Raw genomic sequence first — 21,915 nt, 5'->3', positions numbered from 1 at the left:
GTATGGAATTGAAAATCATCCAACCCGCTGCCTGCTGTGATCCGTCCACGGGATGCTGCGAGCCGGATCTGCCAGTTGCAATCATCGGAGCGGGCCCGATTGGCCTCGCGGCTGCCGCCCACCTGAAAGAGCGTGGCGTGCCGTTCTTCATTCTGGAAAAAGGGAGCATCGCCGAAAATGTACGCACGTGGGAACATGTCACGCTGTTCTCCCCGTGGCGGTACAATGTCGACGAAGCAGCGGGACGTCTGCTTGAACAAACAGGCTGGCAGAAGCCGGAACCGGAAAAGCTGCCGACCGGAGTGGAGCTGATCGGGGAATACTTGGAGCCGCTTGCGAAGCTGCTCGCACCGGATATTTGGGAACGCCATGAAGTCGTCGCGATTGCCCGGGACGGGATCGACCGTATGAAGTCGGCCGGACGAGCTTCGAAGCCGTTCCTGATCTATGCGGAAACACCCGACGGCACGAGGGAAATGAAGGCCGGAGCGGTGATCGACGCAACCGGCACCTGGGGCAATCCGAATCCTGCCCTCAGCACCGGCGTCTTGCTGAAGGCCGAGAAGGAGCTTGCGGACCGCATCGATTACGGGATTCCGGACGTTCTTGCGCATGAGGAGCAGTATGCGGACCGCCGCATCGCCGTGGTCGGCGGCGGACATTCGGCCATCAATTCCCTGCTGAGTCTGATGAAGCTCAAGGATCGGCATCCGGAGACGCAGATTACCTGGATACTTCGCAAAAAGCGCGTGGAAGACGCATTCGGCGGCGGACAAGATGACGAGCTCGAAGCCCGCGGGGAACTCGGCAGCCGGATCGCCGGATACGTGCGGGACGGCCGGGTTGAAGTGGTCACTCCGTTCCGGATCACAGGAATCCGGGAAGCGGACGGCATCGTGCTTTCATCAGACGGCAAGGACCTGGCACCGTTTGACCGGCTGATCGTCAACACGGGCAGCCGTCCGGAATTCGGTTTCCACCGAGAGCTCCGGTTTGAATCGGAAGCAATCACCGAGGCCGTGCCTGCACTGGCACCGCTGATCGACCCGAACCTCCACAGCTGCGGAAGCGTCCCGGCGCACGGTGAGAAAGAGCTCCGCCAACCGGAGGAAGGCTTCTACATCGTCGGCTCGAAATCGTACGGCCGCGCACCGACCTTCCTGATGGCGACCGGCTATGAGCAAGTCCGCTCGGTGGCGGCATCTCTTGCCGGAGACCGGGAAGCCGCGGATAATGTACAGTTGGTGCTGCCGGAAACCGGCGTCTGCCATAGTGGCGCCGGCGGCTGCTGCTGAGGGGAGCGCGCCTATGATCCGGAAGGTGAGAAGTGAAGATTTCGAGGACGTGCTGGAGATTTACCGGGAAGGCATGGCTACGGGCATCGCGACATTCGAGACCCGTGTGCCTTCCGAAGATGGCTGGGACCGGAAATTCCATCCTGAGCTCCGGTTTGTCTATGAAGACGGCGGAAAGATCCTCGGCTGGGTGTCGCTCACGCCGTTCTCCGCGCGTAACGCATACCGCGGTGTCGGTGAAGTGAGTGTTTACGTAAAGCATGGGGCGGGGGGATCCGGCATCGGCACAAGCCTGCTGCGCCATCTTGAAGAAGAAGCGCGCCGGGCAGGATATTGGACACTGCAGGCCGCCATCTTCGAAGAGAATACCGCAAGTATCCGTCTGCATGAAAAGTGCGGGTTCCGCATCGTCGGCGTGCGTGAGAAAATCGCGATGCGCGACGGCGTTTGGCACAATAATGTGCTTATGGAGAAAAGGATCGTGGAATGAATGGAAGAAGCATGCGGCCCAGGGAGGCTGCATGCTTCTATTTTGAGGGGCGGAATTCGCGAGATTGCACATTCGTGTCTCGAGTTTACACAATCATGGAGCGAGATTACATATTCACGCCGTGAGACTACACATTCATAATGGAGGCAGGGAGGAGGAGCGAAGGTGACCATCAAGGGAATCAATCATTATTTGTTTTCGGTGTCCAACCTGGAGCGGTCGATTAAGTTTTACAGCGATGTGTTCGGGGCGAAGCTGCTTGTCAAGGGCAGATCTACTGCCTATTTTGACCTGAACGGGATGTGGCTGGCGCTCAATGAGGAGCCGGACATTCCTCGGAATGAAATCCATGAGTCGTATACACACATTGCCTTCACGGTTGATGAAGCTGACTTCGACGGCGAGGTCACCAGGCTCAGGGAGCTCGGCGTGAACATCCTGCCGGGCCGTGAACGGAATGAGCGGGACCGCAAGTCCGTTTACTTTACCGACCCGGACGGCCACAAGTTCGAGTTCCATACCGGGACACTGGAAGATCGGCTGGATTATTACCGGCAGGAAAAGCCACACATGACGTTTTATGAATGAAAATAAGCATGCAGCCCGTGTCGGGCGGCATGCTTATTTTTTGTCTGTGGGAGCGGGATTTTTCATGAAAGTACACTAAGGCAGCGCGAAAGTACACTAAGCGTCTGCGAAAGTACAGTAAGCTTGACCGAAAGTACACCATCGCCTGTTAAAAGTACACTATCCCGCCGCCCCCTCACATCAGGACTGAACCGGTACCGCACGGAATCCGCGCATCTGGCCAAGGATCAGTGCGCCGACGGTCTGGACGGCGGACTTCGCGATCACCTGGCTGAGGATGGCGACCGGGACGGCTTCCCACGGGATGAATCCGGCGCCGATCGGGCTCATGCCGACGATGACGAAGACGGCCGAGTCCAGGATGCCGCCGACGATGCCGCTGTAGAACACGCGCCAGACGAACGACACTTTCAGGCGCGAGTAGATTTCCGTATCCGCCGACTCGGCGATGATAAATGCGAGCGCCGAAGCGGCGACGATTGCCAGCGTGTCCCCAAGGATAAAGGAGACCGTCGCGGACAGGACGAGCGCGATCACAATAAACATGTAGGTCTTCTTGCGGCCGTACTTGTTCTGGACGAGGTCGCGGAAGATGAACGTTGCCCCGGCAAACAGGGTGCCTACCGGGATGATGAAAATCCCGAATTCAAGCGGCATGAGCGCTGCGGTGGCGACGTTGGCGATGACAATCGAGATGAGGTAAAGGAAGATTCTCATGGCAGCGCCACCTCCTCAGCCGATCCGCCCGCCGGGAGTACGGTTCCGCTTTTCTTTACAAGGAAGGTTTCAAGGCCTTTCCTGCGCAGGCGGCACGCCGGGCACTCGCCGCAGCCGTCGGCCTGGATGCCGTTGTAGCAGGTGAGCGTCTTCGTGCGGACGTAGTCGAGCTTGCCGAGCCGGTCGGACAGTTCCCAGACCTGGGATTTGTCGAGCCACATGAGCGGCGTGTGAATGACGAACTGGTCGTCCATTGCGAGGTTGAGCGTGACGTTCAGCGATTTCACGAATGCATCGCGGCAGTCGGGATAGCCGCTGAAGTCGGTCTCGGAGACGCCTGTGACGATATGCTTCGCGCCGATCTGGCGGGCAAGGATCCCTGCGAATGAGAAGAAAAGCAGGTTCCGTCCCGGCACAAAGGTGGACGGGAGCCCCCCGTCATCGCCGTCAGCGACTTCAATCCCGGTATCCGTCAGCGCACTTGGCGCGAGCTGGCTGATCAGCGACATGTCGAGGACGTGGTGCTTCACCCCAAGTTCTCCCGCGATGTTTTTGGCACATTCCACCTCGAGGGCATGGCGCTGGCCGTAGTTGAATGTCACGGCCTCCACTTCGGCAAATTGTTCCAGTGCCCAGAACAGGCAGGTCGTGCTGTCCTGGCCGCCGCTGAACACGACGACCGCTTTTTCTTGTTTCACAATAAATGATCTCCTTTGAGTGAAAACAGCGGCGCTGTTTCCCTTAGTTTTTTAGAGAAGGTCGCTAAGAACTTCTTCCGGGGCGGGTCAGCGGTTTGTGATCGTCTCCGGGTTCATGTCGTGGTTCATCAGACGGTAGCTGGCGATCTCCTCATACTTCGTTCCCGGACGGCCGTAGTTGCACCACGGGTCGATCGAGATGCCGCCGCGAGGGGTGAACTTGCCCCAAACCTCGATGTAGCGCGGGTCGAGCAGCTTGATGAGGTCGTTCATGATGATGTTCACGCAGTCCTCGTGGAAATCGCCGTGGTTGCGGAAGCTGAACAGGTACAGCTTCAGCGACTTGCTTTCGACGAGTTTTTTGTCCGGGATGAACGAGATGTACATCGTCGCAAAGTCGGGCTGTCCGGTGATCGGGCACAGGCTCGTGAATTCCGGGCAGTTGAACTTCACGAAATAATCGCGGTTCGAGTGGAGATTATCCACCGCCTCCAGCACTTCCGGCGCGTATTCCATTGAGTATTGGGTATTCTGATTCCCCAGCAGGGTCAGATCCTTTAATCCTTGTTCTTGGCTTCTGCCAGACATAATAAAAAAGCCTCCTTGTGGTCATGCGCCCGGCATGCTCAAGAGAGGCTTTAGCGTTCCCATAAAAAACAAAAAGCCGTGTCCGGCATGGACATGGCTTGAATCGTCATGAATCCATAGTTTTTTATAGAGGGTATCCGCTATGAACCTCTCCCGGCGAGTCCGGGCATTTAGTTGTCGTTATTATGATATAGAAAATTATCGCTCCGGGCAAGTTTGTTTTGTCCGCGAGGTTCCTGAGATACACTTCATCTAACAACTTCTGGGGGGAGAACGATGGACATTTACCGGGGCAGCCAGGCATTTCCGGCGGGCGGCAAGTTTTTCAGCCTTAAGGTGAACCGTCCTGGCCTGGTCAATCAAGACAGAGACAGCGATGACTATTCATTCGGGCCATTGGCGCGGTTTGACCATGCCACCATCAAGAAAGGCACGAAGATCAAGATGCATGAGCATGTGAACGATGAGATTCTGAGCTACATCGGATCCGGGCGGTTGCTGCACCGGGATTCTGACGGGCAGGAAGAGATGCTGGAGCCGGGCCGGCACATGATGATGAACGCGGGCAAGAGCTTTTTCCACGAGGAGTCGGCACCGCACGAAGACGTTGAGATGCTGCAGATCCTGATCCGTCCGGAAAAGGCGGACTTGGAACCGCTCGTCCGGTTCTGGGAAGCAGGCGAACCTGGAGACGACGGCTGGACGCTCATCGGCGGGCCATCGGATTCAGGTGCGCCGCTTGAGATCCGCCAGCGAGTGGCCGTTTATGAAGCGAAGGCGGATGCCGGAGCGGAACTGACCGTACCGGACGTGCATGGATACACGCCGTGGCTATATGTGTTCGAAGGCAGTATCCGGGTAGGCGGGGAAGTCCTCGGAAAAGGGGACGGGGTGAGCGGTACTGCGGGTGAGCTATCAGAACTCGAGATTCTTGAGACCGCAGTGCTTGTGCTGTTCCTCGTGGACTTAGATGCCGAAATGACCGATACAGGCACGATCAGCGGAATGAAGAGAATGTGAAACCAGGCAGCCAGCCCAATCGGACTGGCTGCTTTTTTTTCTGAATATAGATTGACTACTCAGTTGAACTGAACTATTATTAAGTCAGGCTATATAGTTGGACTGAATAGAGGTTGAAGCGATGAAACATCCATTATTGCCGTTGTCTGAAACGATGCATTACATTTTATTGGCTCTGCGTGAGCCGCTCCACGGTTATGCCGTCATGCAGAAAATCGAAGAAATGAGTCATGGTTCCGTTATTTTGGCGGCTGGTACGTTATACGGGGCGATCGAAAACTTGAGTAAACACGGTTGGATCGAGCCTGTGGGGAAGTCAGGTCGGAGAAAGATTTATGGGATTACTGCTGAAGGTCTCGAAGTGTTGAAGGTTGAACAAAAAAGGCTGTTGCACATTTTATCCTTGTACGAAGGAAGTGAGCCGGATGAAGAGGTTTAAGCTGTTCTTCAATATCGAAAAAGAAGAGCAATGGCTGAACGGGCAACTGCAAGAAGGTTATCGCTGTACAGGAATTAGCGGATTGGGCATCTACACCTTTGAAAAAACGGATAAGAACTATGTGATGCGGCTTGATTACCAGGGGCATTTAAGCAAGGAGAAGTTCGGGGAGTATAAAGGGATGTACGAGGACTTTGGCTGGGATTACATTGACGGTTCTACACTCAGCGGCATCCGGTACTGGCAAAAAGAATCGGCTGATCAAGATGTGATCTTCTCAGATCGCCAATCACAGGGCAGTTATTACAAGCGGCTGATGAACTATTCGCTGTGGCTGGGCATGCTCTGTCTGTTTTATTCGTTGATGCTCTACACGGATTCAAATCTGTACCACGAAGGCCTTTGGAGCATGGAAGGCTCCTTGTTCTTGAAAGCATTTCTGTTTGAAACCCCGTTTGTCCTGTTGAAGTTGCTGCCGGCGCTGATGGTTGTTCTGTTGGGGATCAGCTATTATCAGGCTTACCGGAAGTACTCAATATTAAAGGTTTAATGAAAAAGGCAGCCTGTCCACGGAGGACGGCTGCCTTTCCTATATGGATCACGAGACCACCTGAATACTGGTCTCTTCCTCTCGTTCCTTCTGCATTTTCTTGAACTTCCGGTCGAGGAAGAAGTTCGCGAATGGTACGAATGCGGCTGCGACGCCAAGCACCGACCAGATGATGTTCCAGCGAACCACGATCTGTGCCAGGAGGAGGGCAAGGACGTACGTGACGAAGATGCCGCCGTGGATCGCGCCGACAATCGAGACGGCAAGCGGCATGCCCGCCATGTATTTCATCGGCATCGCGATGAACAGCAGGACCAGCAGCGACACACCGTCAGCAATCCCCACGGCCCGCACAAATTTCAGTGCAGAGATGGACAATGGATACTCCTCCTTTCGTTTTGTTTCTTTCAGTATAGGGGAAACTCAGAAACGTGTCCCGGTCGGGATGCTCCGTTTTGAGCAGAAGCTTTGACGATTTGGTGAAAAAGAGTTATCTTGAATTCGAGGGATATAATAAAGGAGTGTTGCGGAATGGGTAAACTTGATGGAAAAGTGGCATTGGTGACAGGCGGCGCGTCCGGAATCGGAAAAGCATCGGCCCTTCTGTTCGCAAAGGAAGGCGCGAAAATCGTCATCGCTGACCTGAACGAAGAAAAAGGCCAGGAAGTGATGGAAGAACTCACGAACTCCGGCACGGAAGCACTGTTCGTGAAGACGAACGTCACGAGCGAAGACGACGTCCAGAACCTGTTCAAGGAAGCGGCAGAGCAGTTCGGCCAAGTCGATGTCGTCTTCAACAACGCGGGCATCGGCGTCAACAAGCCGTCTGATGAGCTCACATACGAAGAATGGCGCCGGACGGTCAGTGTCGACCTCGACGGGGTCTTCCTCGTTGCGCGCGAAGCATTGCGCGGTTTCCTGAAAACCGGCGGCGGTGTCATGGTCAATACCGCTTCGATGTACGGCCATGTCGGCGTCGCACAAAACGCGCCGTATGCGGCAGCGAAGGGCGGCGTCGTCAACCTTACACGCGGGCTGGCGGTCGAATATGCGGACCGCAACATCCGCGTCAACGCCATCTGCCCGGGCTTCATCGACACGCCGATCATTCCGGAAGACATGAAGCAAGGCCTGCGTGATGCCACACCAGTGGGCCGTCTTGGTGAAGCGGACGAAATCGCGAAAGCGGTCCTGTTCCTCGCGTCCGACGACTCCAGCTTTATGACAGGCTCAAGCCTGATCGTCGACGGCGGATACACAGCGCAGTAATAGAACGGCAACAAGCCCCCGAACCGATTTGGTTAGGGGGCTTGTTTCATTTAACCAGCTTGGGCACCCATCGGATGTAGAGGAGTTCACCGGCAAGCTCCACAATCGTCTGCGTGACAATGACGGCCGCGACCAATGTGCTTGCGTCACCAGGAAGTGCCAGGGCGAGGGGGAGAACGACAAGCGAATTACGGGTGGACCCGCTAAACACCAGCGCGCGGCCGGCCCCGGTGTCGAGTCCCATTCGTTTGGCGATGAATCTGGAAATGACCGGCATGATGACCATGAAGGCGATATAGAGTGGAATGACTTTTATGATTTCGTCCGCAAACGTCGAGACCTTGCCGATCTGGGAAGCGACGACGACAAAAAGAGTCAGCGCCATGAACGGGACGGGCAGCCATGCCGACAGGTTAATCAGACGTTCACCAGCCGATGATTTTCTCGCCCACAGCTGGACGGCAATGGCGATGCCGAGCGGAATTACAATCAGGCCAAAAAACGCCTCCAGGAACGGCCCGGATTGGACGATGCCTGCCGCGGAATCTCCCAAGAAGAGCCAGAGGTAGACCGGCAACAGAATCATTTGTGTCATGAAGAGGATCGGTGTCGACATCAGGACCAGCTTTTCGTTTCCCCTGCCGAGCGCCGTGAACACAATGACATAATCAATGCAGGGTGTCAGCAAAACCAGGAAAAACCCAAGAAGCAGCGGCGGGTGATCCGGCAGGAATCTGGAAAGGAGCCACACTACTACCGGGACTGCAATATAATTCGTGAGCAATACCGCGGCGAGATAACGCCGATTATTGAACGCATCTTTCAGCGACACAAACGGGATCTGCGAGAACATGCTGTACATGAGGATGGCGATAATGATTGTGATGGAACCGCCGATCCGGCTGGCAAGTTCAGGTGCCATGAAGCCGAAAAAGAACGCGGCGGCAAGGACAACGATGTAAAGCAGTACCTGGTTATTTTCTAATTTCTCTCTGTTCAGCATTCGTGATGATCCCCCAGTAGCGATGTACTGTAGCAACTGTATCATAAGCATGCTTGAGCCAGGGCGCCTTGGGAAATGCGACAAAAAAGAGCCTCCGCTTCCTCTTTGAAAGGATTCGGAGACTCTCCATTAAAATATATATGTTTTTCATACGCGAACTTCCAGAAGTCGTGTGCGAACCCAATTGGCACTTCTGAATGCGCGAATCAGTCCTTTCCCCCGGCCGTTCGGCGTTTCAACATTTCACCGGATTGGAGATCGAACCGTTCGACAGTCCGTTCTCCGGACTGTCGATGAAAGACGACTTTCATGAGGCAAGCTTCTTTATGGCTGAACGCATGGACCGTCACGTAATTCTTTTCTTCATACATATGGATAGGAACGTAGCCATAGAGCTTCTTCTGCTCATCCATCCAGTCTGCCGTCAAGCTGTCGGTCAGTGTGGCGATGGACCTTTGGTCTTCTTCCATAATCCTCTCCCTTTCGAGGGAACGCTTAGTAAGCTTATAGGTCTTATAGATAGAAGTAAAGTTTAAAGGAGCAAGCAGGTAACAATTCGCCTTAATCCATTCACACTTTACCTGTCTGAAAAGTGCTACACTAAAAGAAAAATCGGTTCATTGGAGGAATGGGTATGAAGACGCTCTGGCACGGGGGAACGTTTGTGACGATGGAACAGGAAGGGCACGCGGTCAAGGCGGTGCTCGTGGAGGACGGCCGTATTATCGCGACCGGTACATATGAAGAGCTGAAGGATCAGGCAGACCGGGAGGAAAATGTCGGCGGGGCAGTTGTCTATCCGGGGTTTGTCGATACGCACATGCACCTGATCGGCCACGGCCGGCAGCTGCTGAGCAACAATTTGTCCGCGGTGACGTCATCGGAGGAGTTGCTCGCGATTATGCGAAGGGCGGCGGATGCGGTGCCGGAAGGCTCGTGGGTGCTCGGCGAGGGCTGGGATGAGAACCTGTTCCCGGACCGCCATATCCCGACGCTTGCGGAACTGGATGCCGTGACGGACAAGCCGATGATGCTGAAGCGGACTTGCCGGCATATGATCCTCGCGAACTCGGCGGCGCTGGAGCTTGCGGGCATCACGAAGGAGACACCAGACCCGGAGGGCGGCGTCATCGTGCGTGACGCGGATGGACACCCGACCGGTTTCCTGAAAGAGGATGCGCAGGATCTGGTCGAGTCGATTGTCCCGCACCCTACTGAGGAAGCGATCCGTGCTGCGCTTGAAGCGGCGGTCGATGACCTTGTATCGATGGGGCTGACAGGGGGCCATACGGATGACCTCGGTTACTTTGGCGGCTATGAGAATCCGATGAAGGCGTTCCATGAAGTGCTGGGAGAGGGCAAGCGAAAGTTCCGCGCGCATCTCCTGCGCCGCTCGACCGTGTTCGAGGACATGATGAAAGCGGATGTGGCTTACAGCACGTGGGCGGAGCCCGGTGCGATGAAGTTCTTTATCGACGGTGCGCTCGGCGGCAAGACCGCGGCGCTGTCGGAGGATTACTCGGATGACCCGGGCAACCGCGGCACATTCGTTGTCACCCAGGAGGAGACGGAAGAACTGGTGCGCCTAGCGCGGAGCCACGGCGAGGCGATCGCGGTGCACGTCATCGGTGACGCGGCAGCGGAGATGGCAATTGAAGCGATCGAGAAGTACCCGTGCCCGGCAGGCAAGCGCGACCGTCTGATCCATGTGTGCGTGCTGCGCGAGGATCTGGTGGATCGTATGGAGAAGCTCCCGGTCATCCTCGACATCCAGCCGATCTTCGTCGGCTCGGACTTCCCATGGGCGGAAGATCGGCTCGGACCGGAGCGGCTTGAGTGGGCCTATGCATGGAAAAAGCTGATGGACCGCGGGTTCATCTGCGGAGGTGGTTCCGATACCCCTGTTGATTCCCCGGACCCACTCCTTGGCATCTATACCGCAGTTGCCCGCAAGCTTCCGAACGACCCGAAAGAGGGCGGCTACCTGCCCGAAGAGAAGCTTTCCCGCTACGAGGCGCTTCGCCTTTATACGACCGAGGCGGCAAAAGTGCTCGGCCAACAAGACATCCGCGGCAAGATCGCCCCGGGCCACTTTGCCGACTTCACCGTCATCGATGCCGACCTGGAGCGAGTGGCCGAAGACGATATTGTGAAGGCGAATGTCCTGATGACCGTGGTTGACGGGAATGTGCAGTTCAGGAAGTGAGTGCGGGCGGAAGAGGGAGCGGTAGGGCGGCGTAACACTCGCGCGGTGTTCCGTAACATTCACGCCCTGACGGCTCACGTCTATTCCGTTCCCGCCACTCGGCAGAAGGATCTCGACACTCACGGGTCCAATCTCGCCACTCAATGATGGAATCCCGACACTCACCAGTCGGATCCCGCCACTCGCGGGAATCCCGGAATGTTCACATGAATGGCTACACTCAACACCACAACCAGACGGCCGGACCCTCGGGGGTCGGCTGCCCAACAATAGGAGGGATGGCCATGGCCTCAGCGGCGCGGCCGATCCGCAATTATTTGCCGGGGCTGCTCGTCCTGGCGGGCGGGCTATACACGGTGTATTACTACTATATGTATTGGCTTCGGGTCTACGGGGCGCTTTGCATTCCTGGTTACGGAGATCCAATCAAAGTGGAAGTGACACGGGGAATCTGGATTAGGCTGGATGCGATCCTGTTCCCGACGGTGTTCGGGGTGATTCTGGCGCTGCTCGGGGTCATGCTCATCTGGAAAAAGAAATTCGGGGCGGCGGTTGTTGCGCTTGTGCTGAGCGCGACGGTCATCAACTGGCCGGCTTTCATCATGATTGCCGGAGGTGCCCTGCTCGGCCTGCTGTTCTGGAGGAAGACCCTGTTGCCGACCATCGATCTTCCCGATAAGACGATGGAATGGCTAAATGAGGAGACAGGGGCACCCGTCCTGAAATCGTTCCGGCGACTGCCGTCGGAACGGCTTGTCTACTCGTTCCGCAGCGGGGACGGCGTAAACTTTGTCGTGAAAGAAATGGTCTCGGCCAAAGAGGCGGAGCGGGAATTGAATGCCCTGACTGCCGCGGCTGACCGCGAAATTCCTGTCCCGGAAGCGAAAGCCATCGACGGCCGTTTCCTCCTGATGTTGCAACTGGACGGGTTCCCGTTTTTACAGCCGCTCGATTTTGAGGCTTGGATTGATGAAATTGCGGGTATATTATCCAACACCCACTCGGCCCATATTCCGGAAATTCAGGCAAGCCGGCGGGATGCGGAGCCGTTCATTCCCGGATGGGCCTTTGACCGGGCCAACTGGGAGCAGGCTGCCCGGATTTTCCGGGAGGAGGCAGCTGACGCCTCATCGGTCTTTATCCACGGTGACTTTGAACCGGCCAACGTGCTGTTCCGTGACGGCCGTGTGAGCGGCGTGACCGGATGGACCCATGCGGGAAGCGGTCCGGCCCAGCTGGACGTCGGCCGCATGCGGGTTGCGCTCGAGCTGATCCATGGAGGGAATGTGGCGGACCGGTTCCTGGGGACGTATAAAAATTTGTCGAAAAACCGAGGCTTTGAATACAGCCGCTACTGGGACCTTTTGGCGGTATATGGCTGGCTGGAACAGGATCCGGGGGACATTGCCTCCCACTGGAGACGGTTTGGCATCACCACTCTTTCTGAGGATGAAGTGATGCGCCGCCTTGAACGGTTTGTGAAATTCATGACAGATAAGGAGTGAGGCAGTGAAGGATATCGGGATCCTTCTTCTGTTTATCGTCCTCGGTGCCATCATTGCCGTGACGGGAGCCGGAGCCGAATCCATGATGCTTAGAATCGGTTCCACGCTGCTTGCAGGTTTGCTTGGAGTGGTGGCACTGATCGCGGGGATTCAGACTGTGGCCGGAAACAAGGAGAAATACAGCAAAAGGTAAAAAATTCAGTTTATTTGATTATTTCTCCGGTGAATAGGGAATGCTTCACGATAAGTCGTTCCGCTGGTGCGGGGCGGCTTTGCTGTGCCCGCGAAAAGGCCGCCATCCTGCACGGGTGGCGGCTGCTTTCATTTTCCCTGTTGGCGGTTGCCCGGTTGACTTTCTTTTTTGCCAGCGGCATCCGCACGCTTGAACTCATCCTGATACAGCACTTCCTGCGTGTCGCGGAGGCCGTTGTTCGTCTCGGCCATGCGCTCATGCGGTTCACGATTTCCTTTCTTCAATCCAACCACTCCCTTCGAATCCATAGGTTCTCCCGTTACAGAACCGCTTAAACGTGGTACAACGTAGTAAGGAAGGAGCGGATTTGAATGAAAGACGGCAAAACCCGCGCGGACGTGAAGCCCGGCCAGCGTGTGAAAATCGTACTCAAGAAAGATCAGCGGACGGGCGCGCTGACTGAAGGTATTGTGAAGGACCTTCTTACAAATTCACCGACCCACCCTCACGGCATCAAGGTACGCCTGGAGGACGGACAGGTCGGGCGAGTCAAGGAAATTAGCGAATAACGGGAATGGCGCATGCGGACAGCCGCATGCGTTTTTTCAATCCTTAACAAACTCCTTAAATGCGCTTCATATGCCCTTCATACGGGCGGGGTATGGTGGGACCAAACAGGGCAGAAGGATTCACGGACACAGGGAGGATGCGAAATGAGACGGCTGTTGGTGATCGGGCTTGCGACGTTGTTCTTTTCGGGATGCATGATGGATGTGACCGCGCCGGTGGAACAGGCGCCGCCGGATCAGCAGGTGGAGGCGGCTGTCCTTCAGGAGAAATCAATGTTGGAGATGCCGGCCTATTACGGGGACTACCGGCCTAATCCGCATGTACCCGATGACCGGCAGCTCAGGAAACCCGGCCAGGTAATGAGCGACAGCCGCGGTGAATTGCAAGTGCTGAAGGCGACCGGCGAGCAGAAGCAGCTGAGTGCGGGTCCGGCGGAAGTGACCGTACGCGATGCTAAGATCCTCCGATATGAGCCTGACTCCAGCCTGACGGCCCATTACCGCAAGTTTACACATGAGCCGGAATTCACACTGGTTAAGCTGTTTGTCGAGGTCCGGAATACAGGAGAGGAGCCGGTCCGATTCGATCCGGTGGATGAGATTGTGGCAGACACGGGCGAAACACTGCTCTGGGAAGAGGAGATTTACCAGGAAGGACTTGGGGGCGAGATTGCACCGGGTGAGGTAAAGGCCGGGAACATCGGTTTTGTTTTGCGGGAAGAGGGGACGGACGTGCTGACCATCCACGCGGACGGCATTGAATTCGAGATTGGATTCTAGAATACACGGACGGGGACTTGCATGTAATGAACAGAGGAGGCGCATTCGATGAGCTTCATACGGCGATTCCTGTTCCGCAGGATGGCACAGGAAACCTGGGAGCCTGCCCGCTTCCGGAAAAAGAAAGTGGGCATCCCAATCAGGCGCAGGGGATGACGGGGGACGGACGCATGCAGGCGGCATGCGTTTTTTTATGCTTTGGTCATTGAGCGGCGCGAAATAGCCATTGCGACGCGAACTCGAGGGTTGCCGTCGTGAACTTGCGTGATGCGGTCGCGAAATCCCGGGTTGCCGCCGCGAATTTGTCCCATGGCGACGCGGATATGCAAGTTGCCGTCGCGAAACACACGGCCACACAAAAACCCGCATGTTCCTGACATGCGGGTTCACGCCGGGCGCTGCTTCCTGATCTTTCGCTCGGTGATCCAGTTGCCGATGACTCCAGTCCAGAGGAGGCCGAGGAACCACCAGCGGTAATCATCGTAAAAACTCCGCCCGATATCGAAAAACGCCAAAACGATCGGAATCACGCCGATGATCATCAACGCAAAAAAGAAATTGCTCAGTCTTTTCATGTAATCACCTTCTTTAGGATACGTTACGCTGCTTCGAATTTTTCCTGTCAATCAGCCAGTTGCCGATCAGGCCGGTCCAGAGTGCGCCGAGGAACCACCAGCGGTAATCATTGTAAAAGCCCCGTCCGATATCGAGGAACGCGAAGACCACTGCAAGGACGCCGACCAGTGACAGGATTCGGAAAAAGATGCTCAGTTTTTTCATGTAATCACCTTTTCGCGGATGGCTTGGCGGGCTCGCGCACAGATTTCTATGCACACTCCCTTCCCGCTTCCATCCAATACTCTTGTTCTTATTCTACACGAAATAAGGATTGCGGGGCGGCACCCTTTATGCAATAGTTGGAAATATCAATGGGCAATGGGGGTACCTTTTATGAAGCGAGCGGGGCAGGTGTTGGGGTTTATCGGGATTGTGATCTTCATTTTGTTCCTGTCGGCGCCTTTGCTGTTTATGGTGCTGTTCGCCGGTGGCCAGGCGTGGTTCCCGGTAACGGTTGCGGGTGTGCTGGCGGTGATTCTTTGGTTCGGCTTTATGGTATTTGGAGTCCGGCGGAAAAAGATCGTGCTCGGCATCCCGCTGGCACTTATAGGCATCGGCTTTCTCATCGCATCACCATCGCTTTACAAACTGACCAAGCCGGCCGTGCATGCTGACGGTGTGGACCTGTATGAGTACGCGCCGTTCGTGGAGGGAACCAAGGCGGTGTCGCTGAATGCGCCTGCCTCTTTTAAGATGGAAGGCGATCTGCCCGTAATCGACGGCGCTACGGCGCTTTATCCGCTGTACGCTTCATTCGCACAGGCGGTGTATCCAGAGAAGGACTATCAACCGTACATGAGTGAAGTGATGTCGAACCGGACCGGTCAGGCTTACGAGAGCCTGATCAACGGTGAAGTGGACCTGATCTTCGTTGCCGGCCCCTCGGATGCCCAGCTGGAGCGGGCGAGGCGGGCAGGAAAAGAACTCAAGCTGACGCCGATCGGCAGGGAGGCATTCGTCTTTTTCGTGAACGAAGATAATCCGGTTGAAAGTCTCTCCCAGGAGGAGATTCGCGGTATCTACTCCGGTGAGATCACCAACTGGAAGGACGTCGGGGGCCGGAGCAAGGAGATCCGCGCCTACCAGCGGCCGCCTGACAGTGGCAGCCAGACGGCACTTGAAGCATTCATGGGAGACACACCGATCATGGCGGCCCCAACCGAACAGACCGCGGACCTCATGAGCGGCATCATCGAAGACGTCGCCGACTACCGCAACTACGGCGGCGCAATCGGCTACACATTCCGGTTTTATTCCCAAACCATGCTTGGGAATGACAAGGTTCGGCTGCTCGCTGTCGACGGCGTGGAGCCGACGGCAGACAACATCCGCTCCGGCGACTATCCGATCGTCAATGAACTGTACGCCATTACCGCAGGCACCGACAATCCGAACGTCGGGCCGTTCATCGACTGGATCCTGTCGGAGGAAGGGCAGGAGATTGTGGAGAGGACGGGGTATGTGGGAATCCAACATTAAATCAGAAACACTAACCCGGTCACTGTTGGCCGGGATTTTTTGCATGTCAGGTTGTCGTATATAAATGACATATGTATAATATAAGTGACAAGTATCCGCTTGGAGGGACTTTTGTGAAAGACGTGATACTGAAGAACGCGGTAAAGCTGAAACGGGTCGAACGGGGGGATCTCACCCAGAGGGAACTGGCCAAGCAGGTCGGTGTGACACGGCAGACAATGAATCTGATCGAAGCCCAGAAATACAATCCGACGATCAAGGTCTGTCTGCAGATTGCGAAGGTGCTGGATGCAAAATTGGATGAACTGTTCTGGATGGAGGATGAGGCATGAAAGGGTTATTCACATATTTCCCTGCAGTTGGCCTGCTGCTGCTCCTTTTTATTCTTGAGGACTCAATTCTGAAATGGATCGCGATCGCTGCCGGAGCGGTGCTGATTGCCGTGGCCAAGTGGCAGCGTTCCAAGATGAAGGAAGAAGAGATTGAATACGACGATCGGGTCAATGCGAATATCACCAAGTGGTCTCTCTGAACGCTGTTTGTAACGAATGCTCTGCTGCTCGGATGGCTTGCCTTGGATATTCAAGGCACGTTGCCTGTGGACTTGTCTTCGGACACCCTATTCGTATATGTGCTGATTTCCTTGTTCGTGCCTTTTTATATCATCCCGGCTATTGCAAAAAGATTTTAAGGAGGAAGACGGATGACCGTAGATTTGATTGTAATCGGACTGATTTTCCTTGTCTTGGGGTATTTGATCGGTGTAAAGAAAATGACTTTTCTGCTTGCAGGATTTAATGAGCAGCGTGTACAAGACAAGGAAAAACTCGGCCTGCTTGTCGGCGGCGCACAGGGAGCTTTGGGAACCATCATGCTGATTGCCGGCTTGCTTGGTGCAGCGCCTGCCCAGCCGTTTATCGTCGGGAGTGTGATTGTGCTGCTGGTGTTCGTTGTCTTTGTGAATGTCAAAATGGTGGGATGAAGAAATCGGCCTGTTTTCCTGCCGAAGAGAAGGATAGCCGGAGCCGAAAGTTGAATAGCGTACGGGGAAGCAATTGAGGAGGGACAGTCATGGACCATTCATGGTGGAAAGCACTCGAGATGGACTATCCGATCATCCAGGCGCCGATGGCCGGTTCGACCACGCCGGAGTTTGTCGCGGCGTGCCTGGAGGCGGGGATTCTCGGTTCGCTTGGTGCGGGTTATATGACGGCGGAGGAAACGCGGTCGGCAATCCGAAAGATCCGGAATCTCTCTGATAAGCCGTTCAACGTCAATCTGTTCGTGCCGGAGCGTCCGGAGCGGGACGAGGCGGTGATCGGAGAGGCGCAACGGGCGCTGGCACCTTTTCGGGAGGAGCTCGGGCTGTCCGGGGAAACTCCGGCGCTGAGCGAGAGCGAGTTTTCGCGCCAGGTGGACGTCTTGATCGACGAAGGCGTTGAGGTCGTATCATTTACGTTCGGGCTGCCCGGTGAAGAGACGGTGCGGAAGCTGAAAGACGCCGGCGCCTTGCTGATGGGTACGGCGACATCTCCGGAAGAGGCTGTGGAAGCGGAGCGGAACGGGATGGACGCGGTTGTGCTGCAGGGCAAGGAAGCGGGCGGCCACCGGGGTGCGTTTATCGGAGATGACCGCTTCCTGACGCTCCGTGAACTGCTGGGCCAGGCCAAACTGACGGTGCCGGTCATCGCCGCCGGGGGTATCCATGACGCGGAGACGGTCCGAGCGGCGCTGGGTGCCGGTGCTTCCGCCGTCCAGGTCGGGACTGCGCTGCTCGTCACGGAAGAAAGCGGCGCGAACGCCCTACATAAGGAAGCGATCCTGAACTCCTCGGAAGGCGAGACGGTGATCACCAAGGCATTCAGCGGCAAAAACGCGCGCGGGCTCAACAACCGTTTTATCGAGGAAATGGCAGAAGCCGCCATCGCTCCGTATCCGATCCAGAACGATTTGACCAAACCGATCCGCTCTGCAGCCGGCAAGCAGGGCAAAGCGGGCCTGCTGTCGCTCTGGTCGGGTGAAAACGGATGGAAAGCCAGGCGAGGCAAGGTTTCCGAAATCGTCAGAAGACTGATCGGTGAAGAGCAATGAAATTCTTTGGATTTGATGCGGACACAGCTAAGCCTGTCACACATGGCGGATCCGACTTTGCCATCCAGCCGTTTGTCCGCTCCGGAGGCCGCTTTCAGACCGCACTGATGACACTCGGGGAAAAAGGCGTCATCGGGTATCATCAGGCAGCCGTCCCGCAGCTGCTGATCGTGCTGAGTGGCAACGGCACCGTCTGCAATGAAGAAAAGCGGTACGTCCCTGTCCGGGAAGGCTCGGCTGTCTTTTGGGACAAGGGCGAGTGGCATGAGACCCGCTCGGAAAAAGGGATGACCGCCCTTGTCATCGAAGGGGAGGGACTAGAGGAAAACGACGTCCTCCTGGAAATACATTGAATCCATCCTTCCGCTCACTGCGGAGGGATTTTCTAATGGACGGATCTTTAACACGCCCTCAACAAACTCTCAACATTCGATTGATACGCTCTCCATTGAATGCATTTGAGTGGGGGGAACCGGAGTGAAGTTCAGGAATATCGTATGGACGGGTGTGGCCGCCGCCGGGCTGCTGATTGCGGGCGGACAAAGCTATAAGGTACTCGGGGAGAAGCCGGCATTTTATCAGTATCAGGGCGGTCATCTGATTGCCACGCAGATCGGGCAGTACGACAGCGGTTCGGGTGAAGGCGGGACGGAGATCCTTGCCTACGACGAGAAGCTGAAGCGGGCGTTCGTGACGAACGGGGAAGAGTCGGCAATCGATGTGGTGTCATTCGAGCGGCTGGAATCGGGCGTATCCAAGCACATGAAGCGGCTTGACCGCATCCATCTCGCCGAATTTGATATCCGCGATGTGGACGACATCACGAGTGTGGCTGTACACCCTGAACGGGACCTGGTCGCTCTGTCGGTCGTCAGCGATCCGAAGACCGACCCGGGCTATGTTGTATTGCTGACGAAGGACGGAAAATTCGTCGATAACATCAAGGTTGGCGCGCTGCCGGACATGGTGACGTTCACGCCGGACGGCAAAAAATTGCTCGTTGCCAACGAAGGCGAACCGGCAGATGACTATTCGGTCGATCCGGAAGGCAGCATTTCCGTCATCGACCTGGACACACTCGCTGCTAAGACGCTGACGTTTGAAGGCGCGCCGCTGGATGACAAGGTCCGCGTCTCTTCAGAAGGAAGCGTCCTTCAGCAACTGGAGCCGGAGTACATCACGGTATCCGACGACAGCAAAACAGCGTTCGTGACGCTCCAGGAAAACAACGCGATTGCGACGGTCGATCTGGAGAACGAAACGATCATCGATGTCAAAGGGCTCGGCGTGAAGAATCACTCGCTCCCGGGCAATGAACTCGACGGGAAAGAAAATGGCGAGACGAAACTGGAGCGGCTTCCGCTCCTCGGTCTTTATATGCCGGATGCGATCGATACGTTCACAGCCGGCGGCGAGACCTACATCGTGACGCCGAACGAAGGCGACGCGAGGGACTATGATGCGTATTCCGAAGAAGCCGATATCGGCGACATTGCGGACCTGATCAGGCTTAACGTAGATCATTACAAAGGATTCAACCAGAAGCAGCTGGACCGCCTTGTGGACAAGGGGCTGCTGGATGAATTGGCAGATACGAAAATTACGCTTGAGAACGGTTTAAACGAAGATGGCGAATACGAGGCGCTCTATACATACGGCGGACGCAGCTTCTCCATCTTTGACGCCGAAACGATGGAACTCGTCTATGACAGCGGAAATGAGTTTGAAAAGATCACCTCAAAGGCGCTTCCGGAATTCTTCAATACGACAAACGATGAAATAGCGTATGATGACCGCAGTTCTTCCAAAGGACCGGAACCGGAAACCGTCGTCACCGGTGACATCAACGGCAAGACGTATGCCTTCATCGCCCTGGAGCGCACGAGCGGCATCATGGTGTATGACCTGAGCCGTCCGGAAAAACCGAAGTTTGTGACGTTCATCACGAGCCGCGACTTTAGTGAAGACGTGAAGGGGGATGTCTCTCCGGAAGGCCTGCAATTTATCCCGGCCGATGCCAGTCCGACCGGCAAGCCGCTGCTTGCTGCGACCCATGAAGTATCAGGGACGGTTGCGGTATATGAGTTTGAATCAACCAAAGGGAAAAAGAAATAAATAGTGGAGTTTAAATTTGTCCCTGCTGCAGTGCAAAAACTGCAGTGGGGTTTTCTTTTATTCCAATAAAACGCTTACATTTATAAAGTGGGAAAATTTCATTGACGATAATGAAATATCACACTATACTAACTGCTATTAAACCTACTAACCTTATCGGGTTAATTGTAGTAGGAGGAATCACATGATTAAGGTCACGGATCTGAAAAAGAGCTTTAACGGCACAGAGGTGCTGAAAGGCATAAATTTTGAAGTGAATGATGGGGAAGTGGTGGTCATCATCGGGCCTTCGGGGTCCGGCAAGTCCACAATGCTCCGCTGTCTTAACTTTCTCGAGCGCCCCGACTCCGGTCTGATCCAGATCGGCGATCAGACGGTTGATGCCAAATCCGCCAAGCGTGCAGACATCAACCGTCTGCGTATGCAGACGTCCATGGTGTTCCAGCACTATAACCTGTTCAAGAACAAGACGGCTCTCCAAAATGTGGCGCATGCGCTGATCGTCGCCAAAAAGATGAAAAAGAGCGACGCATATGAACAAAGCCGGGCATTGCTGAAGGAAGTCGGGCTGTCGGATAAAGAGGACAACTATCCGGTCGCCCTGTCCGGCGGCCAGCAGCAGCGTGTCGGGATTGCCCGTGCGCTTGCGGTCAGCCCGTATGCCATCCTGTTCGATGAGCCGACCTCCTCACTTGACCCTGAATGGGTGGGGGAAGTGCTCCGGGTCATCGCCCGCATTGCAGAAGAACGGAAAACGATGGTGATCGTCACCCACGAAATGGAGTTCGCCCGCGAAATCGCGGACCGAGTCGTGTTCATGGCGGATGGGTTTGTGGTCGAGGAAGGCGCGCCCGAAGAAATCTTCGACCACCCGAAAAACGAGCGGACAAAGAAATTCCTGCAAAGCTACAGAAACTCGTCTGCCCGCCGGGAGGCGACCCCGGCAAGCAGCAGCGCCGGGGTGGTCTGATGGCTCAGCGCGTTAATTTAATGGTTGGCGGTGTGTGTATATGAATTTTGACCTCGGTTACATGATTGAAATTATCCCGGAACTGCTTAAGTATTTGCCGATGACGCTGTATCTCGCGATTACATCGATGATCATCGCGGTGATGATCGGCGTGATACTTGCATTGATCCTGGTAAACAAAACGCCGGGCATTCTGCAGATTGCCAAAGTATATATCTCCTTTTTCCGCGGCACTCCTGCTCTTGTCCAACTGCTATTGATTTACTTTGGTCTTCCTCAGCTGTTCCCTGCAATGAATGAAATGTCCGCCGCGACTGCCGCGATCATCGCGTTCAGTCTGAACACCTCTGCCTATCTCGCCGAGATCTTCCGGGCGGGACTTCAATCGGTCGACAAGGGACAGGCGGAGGCTGCAGTGTCGGTCGGCATGACCTACGCGCAAGCCATGAGAGGGATCGTCATTCCCCAGGCCGTGCGTAACGCCATCCCGGCAACCGGAAACATCTTCATCGGGCTGATCAAAAACTCGTCGCTCGCGTTTACGATCGGCGTCACGGAACTGTTGGCTCAAGGCAAGCTGATGGCGACGGCCAACCTGAGATTCTTCGAGGCATATCTCGCTGTCGGCCTCATCTATTGGGCGCTGACAATTATGTACAACTGGCTCCAGCAATGGTATGAACACCGGATCGGCAAGCCGTACCGGGTCTGAAACTAAAGGGGGATTTATCC

At 55.5% G+C, this 21,915-nt stretch carries 30 protein-coding genes; 21 read left to right on the top strand and 9 right to left on the bottom strand.

The features are described 5' to 3' along the window. Positions 1-2 precede the first annotated feature (2 nt). The 3 genes from AC6CHQ_RS05250 (at position 3) to fosB (ending at position 2,373) form a co-directional block, all read left to right on the top strand. Positions 3-1,295, top strand: a complete 1,293-nt coding sequence (locus AC6CHQ_RS05250) for an FAD-dependent oxidoreductase (protein ID WP_251238665.1) — start codon at positions 3-5, stop codon at positions 1,293-1,295. Positions 1,296-1,308: 13 nt separating this feature from the next. Further along, positions 1,309-1,785: a GNAT family N-acetyltransferase gene (locus AC6CHQ_RS05245; protein WP_092052413.1), complete on the top strand. Its 477-nt coding sequence runs from the start codon at positions 1,309-1,311 to the stop codon at positions 1,783-1,785. Between the two features lie 165 nt (positions 1,786-1,950). Then, positions 1,951-2,373, top strand: a complete 423-nt coding sequence (gene fosB, locus AC6CHQ_RS05240; RefSeq protein WP_498081048.1) for a metallothiol transferase FosB — start codon at positions 1,951-1,953, stop codon at positions 2,371-2,373. 180 nt (positions 2,374-2,553) lie between these two features. On the opposite strand, the gene AC6CHQ_RS05235 is transcribed toward fosB, so the two are convergent. The 3 genes from AC6CHQ_RS05235 to queF all read right to left on the bottom strand — a co-directional run bounded on the left by AC6CHQ_RS05235 (position 2,554) and on the right by queF (position 4,376). Then, positions 2,554-3,090: a VUT family protein gene (locus AC6CHQ_RS05235; protein WP_157294343.1), complete on the bottom strand. Its 537-nt coding sequence runs from the start codon at positions 3,088-3,090 to the stop codon at positions 2,554-2,556. Continuing rightward, entirely contained in the window at positions 3,087-3,788 is a 702-nt protein-coding gene (gene queC, locus AC6CHQ_RS05230; RefSeq protein WP_251238664.1) for a 7-cyano-7-deazaguanine synthase QueC, read from the bottom strand. The genes AC6CHQ_RS05235 and queC overlap by 4 nt, the downstream gene beginning before the upstream one ends. Before the next feature lie 87 nt (positions 3,789-3,875). After that, entirely contained in the window at positions 3,876-4,376 is a 501-nt protein-coding gene (gene queF, locus AC6CHQ_RS05225) for a preQ(1) synthase (RefSeq protein WP_251238663.1), read from the bottom strand. Between the two features lie 276 nt (positions 4,377-4,652). Here queF and AC6CHQ_RS05220 point away from each other — a divergent pair, with 276 nt between their 5' ends. From AC6CHQ_RS05220 to AC6CHQ_RS05210, 3 genes are all read left to right on the top strand, one after another. Then, positions 4,653-5,396, top strand: coding sequence for a pirin family protein (locus tag AC6CHQ_RS05220; RefSeq protein ID WP_251238662.1), 744 nt, complete (start codon positions 4,653-4,655; stop codon positions 5,394-5,396). Between the two features lie 121 nt (positions 5,397-5,517). Beyond that, positions 5,518-5,835 (top strand): PadR family transcriptional regulator, encoded by a 318-nt coding sequence (locus AC6CHQ_RS05215; protein ID WP_092052394.1) that lies wholly within the window; start codon positions 5,518-5,520, stop codon positions 5,833-5,835. Continuing rightward, positions 5,822-6,385, top strand: coding sequence for a DUF2812 domain-containing protein (locus tag AC6CHQ_RS05210; protein WP_498081047.1), 564 nt, complete (start codon positions 5,822-5,824; stop codon positions 6,383-6,385). Before AC6CHQ_RS05215 ends, AC6CHQ_RS05210 begins: the two co-directional genes overlap by 14 nt. Positions 6,386-6,433: 48 nt before the next feature. Here AC6CHQ_RS05210 and AC6CHQ_RS05205 read toward each other — a convergent pair whose 3' ends face one another. Next, positions 6,434-6,763, bottom strand: coding sequence for a DUF3817 domain-containing protein (locus AC6CHQ_RS05205; RefSeq protein WP_251238660.1), 330 nt, complete (start codon positions 6,761-6,763; stop codon positions 6,434-6,436). 153 nt (positions 6,764-6,916) lie between these two features. Here AC6CHQ_RS05205 and AC6CHQ_RS05200 point away from each other — a divergent pair, with 153 nt between their 5' ends. Continuing rightward, on the top strand, positions 6,917-7,654 hold the full coding sequence (locus AC6CHQ_RS05200; RefSeq protein ID WP_251238659.1) for an SDR family NAD(P)-dependent oxidoreductase: 738 nt from the start codon (positions 6,917-6,919) through the stop codon (positions 7,652-7,654). Between the two features lie 46 nt (positions 7,655-7,700). Here AC6CHQ_RS05200 and AC6CHQ_RS05195 read toward each other — a convergent pair whose 3' ends face one another. After that, positions 7,701-8,657, bottom strand: coding sequence for an arsenic resistance protein (locus AC6CHQ_RS05195; protein ID WP_498081046.1), 957 nt, complete (start codon positions 8,655-8,657; stop codon positions 7,701-7,703). Positions 8,658-8,863: 206 nt separating this feature from the next. Then, on the bottom strand, positions 8,864-9,127 hold the full coding sequence (locus AC6CHQ_RS05190) for a hypothetical protein (protein ID WP_251238657.1): 264 nt from the start codon (positions 9,125-9,127) through the stop codon (positions 8,864-8,866). Between the two features lie 164 nt (positions 9,128-9,291). Here AC6CHQ_RS05190 and AC6CHQ_RS05185 point away from each other — a divergent pair, with 164 nt between their 5' ends. From AC6CHQ_RS05185 to AC6CHQ_RS05175, 3 genes are all read left to right on the top strand, one after another. Then, complete coding sequence (locus tag AC6CHQ_RS05185) at positions 9,292-10,863, top strand: amidohydrolase (protein WP_498081045.1); 1,572 nt, start codon at positions 9,292-9,294, stop codon at positions 10,861-10,863. A 284-nt stretch (positions 10,864-11,147) separates the two neighbouring features. Continuing rightward, positions 11,148-12,368, top strand: a complete 1,221-nt coding sequence (locus tag AC6CHQ_RS05180; protein ID WP_498081044.1) for a phosphotransferase — start codon at positions 11,148-11,150, stop codon at positions 12,366-12,368. A gap of 4 nt (positions 12,369-12,372) precedes the next feature. Next, complete coding sequence (locus AC6CHQ_RS05175) at positions 12,373-12,561, top strand: hypothetical protein (RefSeq protein WP_498081043.1); 189 nt, start codon at positions 12,373-12,375, stop codon at positions 12,559-12,561. Between the two features lie 128 nt (positions 12,562-12,689). Here the strand turns inward: AC6CHQ_RS05175 and AC6CHQ_RS05170 are convergent, their stop codons facing one another. Further along, positions 12,690-12,845 (bottom strand): YfhE family protein, encoded by a 156-nt coding sequence (locus tag AC6CHQ_RS05170; protein ID WP_498081042.1) that lies wholly within the window; start codon positions 12,843-12,845, stop codon positions 12,690-12,692. Positions 12,846-12,932: 87 nt separating this feature from the next. Between AC6CHQ_RS05170 and AC6CHQ_RS05165 the strand changes: the two genes are divergently transcribed. Together AC6CHQ_RS05165 and AC6CHQ_RS05160 are read left to right on the top strand one after the other, a co-directional pair. Further along, entirely contained in the window at positions 12,933-13,130 is a 198-nt protein-coding gene (locus AC6CHQ_RS05165) for a YwbE family protein (protein WP_498081041.1), read from the top strand. Positions 13,131-13,274: 144 nt separating this feature from the next. Next, on the top strand, positions 13,275-13,910 hold the full coding sequence (locus AC6CHQ_RS05160; protein ID WP_498081040.1) for a DUF4352 domain-containing protein: 636 nt from the start codon (positions 13,275-13,277) through the stop codon (positions 13,908-13,910). Positions 13,911-14,296: 386 nt separating this feature from the next. Here AC6CHQ_RS05160 and AC6CHQ_RS05155 read toward each other — a convergent pair whose 3' ends face one another. Beyond that, complete coding sequence (locus AC6CHQ_RS05155; RefSeq protein WP_498081039.1) at positions 14,297-14,485, bottom strand: hypothetical protein; 189 nt, start codon at positions 14,483-14,485, stop codon at positions 14,297-14,299. A 13-nt stretch (positions 14,486-14,498) separates the two neighbouring features. After that, positions 14,499-14,690, bottom strand: coding sequence for a hypothetical protein (locus AC6CHQ_RS05150; protein WP_251238649.1), 192 nt, complete (start codon positions 14,688-14,690; stop codon positions 14,499-14,501). A 171-nt stretch (positions 14,691-14,861) separates the two neighbouring features. Between AC6CHQ_RS05150 and AC6CHQ_RS05145 the strand changes: the two genes are divergently transcribed. From AC6CHQ_RS05145 to AC6CHQ_RS05105, 9 genes are all read left to right on the top strand, one after another. Beyond that, entirely contained in the window at positions 14,862-16,007 is a 1,146-nt protein-coding gene (locus AC6CHQ_RS05145; RefSeq protein ID WP_498081038.1) for a substrate-binding domain-containing protein, read from the top strand. Between the two features lie 113 nt (positions 16,008-16,120). Next, a complete protein-coding gene (locus AC6CHQ_RS05140; RefSeq protein ID WP_498081037.1) occupies positions 16,121-16,339 on the top strand; it encodes a helix-turn-helix transcriptional regulator in 219 nt (72 codons plus the stop codon). After that, positions 16,336-16,539 carry a hypothetical protein gene (locus AC6CHQ_RS05135; protein WP_498081036.1) on the top strand — a complete coding sequence of 68 codons (204 nt, stop codon included), beginning with the start codon at positions 16,336-16,338 and terminating at the stop codon, positions 16,537-16,539. Before AC6CHQ_RS05140 ends, AC6CHQ_RS05135 begins: the two co-directional genes overlap by 4 nt. A gap of 171 nt (positions 16,540-16,710) precedes the next feature. Beyond that, positions 16,711-16,989, top strand: coding sequence for a DUF3784 domain-containing protein (locus AC6CHQ_RS05130; protein WP_251238645.1), 279 nt, complete (start codon positions 16,711-16,713; stop codon positions 16,987-16,989). 89 nt (positions 16,990-17,078) lie between these two features. Then, positions 17,079-18,098 (top strand): NAD(P)H-dependent flavin oxidoreductase, encoded by a 1,020-nt coding sequence (locus AC6CHQ_RS05125; protein WP_251238644.1) that lies wholly within the window; start codon positions 17,079-17,081, stop codon positions 18,096-18,098. After that, positions 18,095-18,451, top strand: a complete 357-nt coding sequence (locus AC6CHQ_RS05120; protein WP_498081035.1) for a cupin domain-containing protein — start codon at positions 18,095-18,097, stop codon at positions 18,449-18,451. The genes AC6CHQ_RS05125 and AC6CHQ_RS05120 overlap by 4 nt, the downstream gene beginning before the upstream one ends. A 124-nt stretch (positions 18,452-18,575) precedes the next feature. Next, on the top strand, positions 18,576-20,213 hold the full coding sequence (locus AC6CHQ_RS05115) for a choice-of-anchor I family protein (RefSeq protein ID WP_498081034.1): 1,638 nt from the start codon (positions 18,576-18,578) through the stop codon (positions 20,211-20,213). Between the two features lie 184 nt (positions 20,214-20,397). Beyond that, positions 20,398-21,183 carry an amino acid ABC transporter ATP-binding protein gene (locus tag AC6CHQ_RS05110; protein ID WP_251238641.1) on the top strand — a complete coding sequence of 262 codons (786 nt, stop codon included), beginning with the start codon at positions 20,398-20,400 and terminating at the stop codon, positions 21,181-21,183. A gap of 40 nt (positions 21,184-21,223) precedes the next feature. Beyond that, positions 21,224-21,895 carry an amino acid ABC transporter permease gene (locus AC6CHQ_RS05105; protein WP_251238640.1) on the top strand — a complete coding sequence of 224 codons (672 nt, stop codon included), beginning with the start codon at positions 21,224-21,226 and terminating at the stop codon, positions 21,893-21,895. The last annotated feature ends 20 nt before the right edge of the window (positions 21,896-21,915 follow it).

This window comes from Bhargavaea sp. GQ12, assembly GCF_059758705.1.
This window is presented reverse-complemented; position numbering and strand designations above follow the sequence as displayed.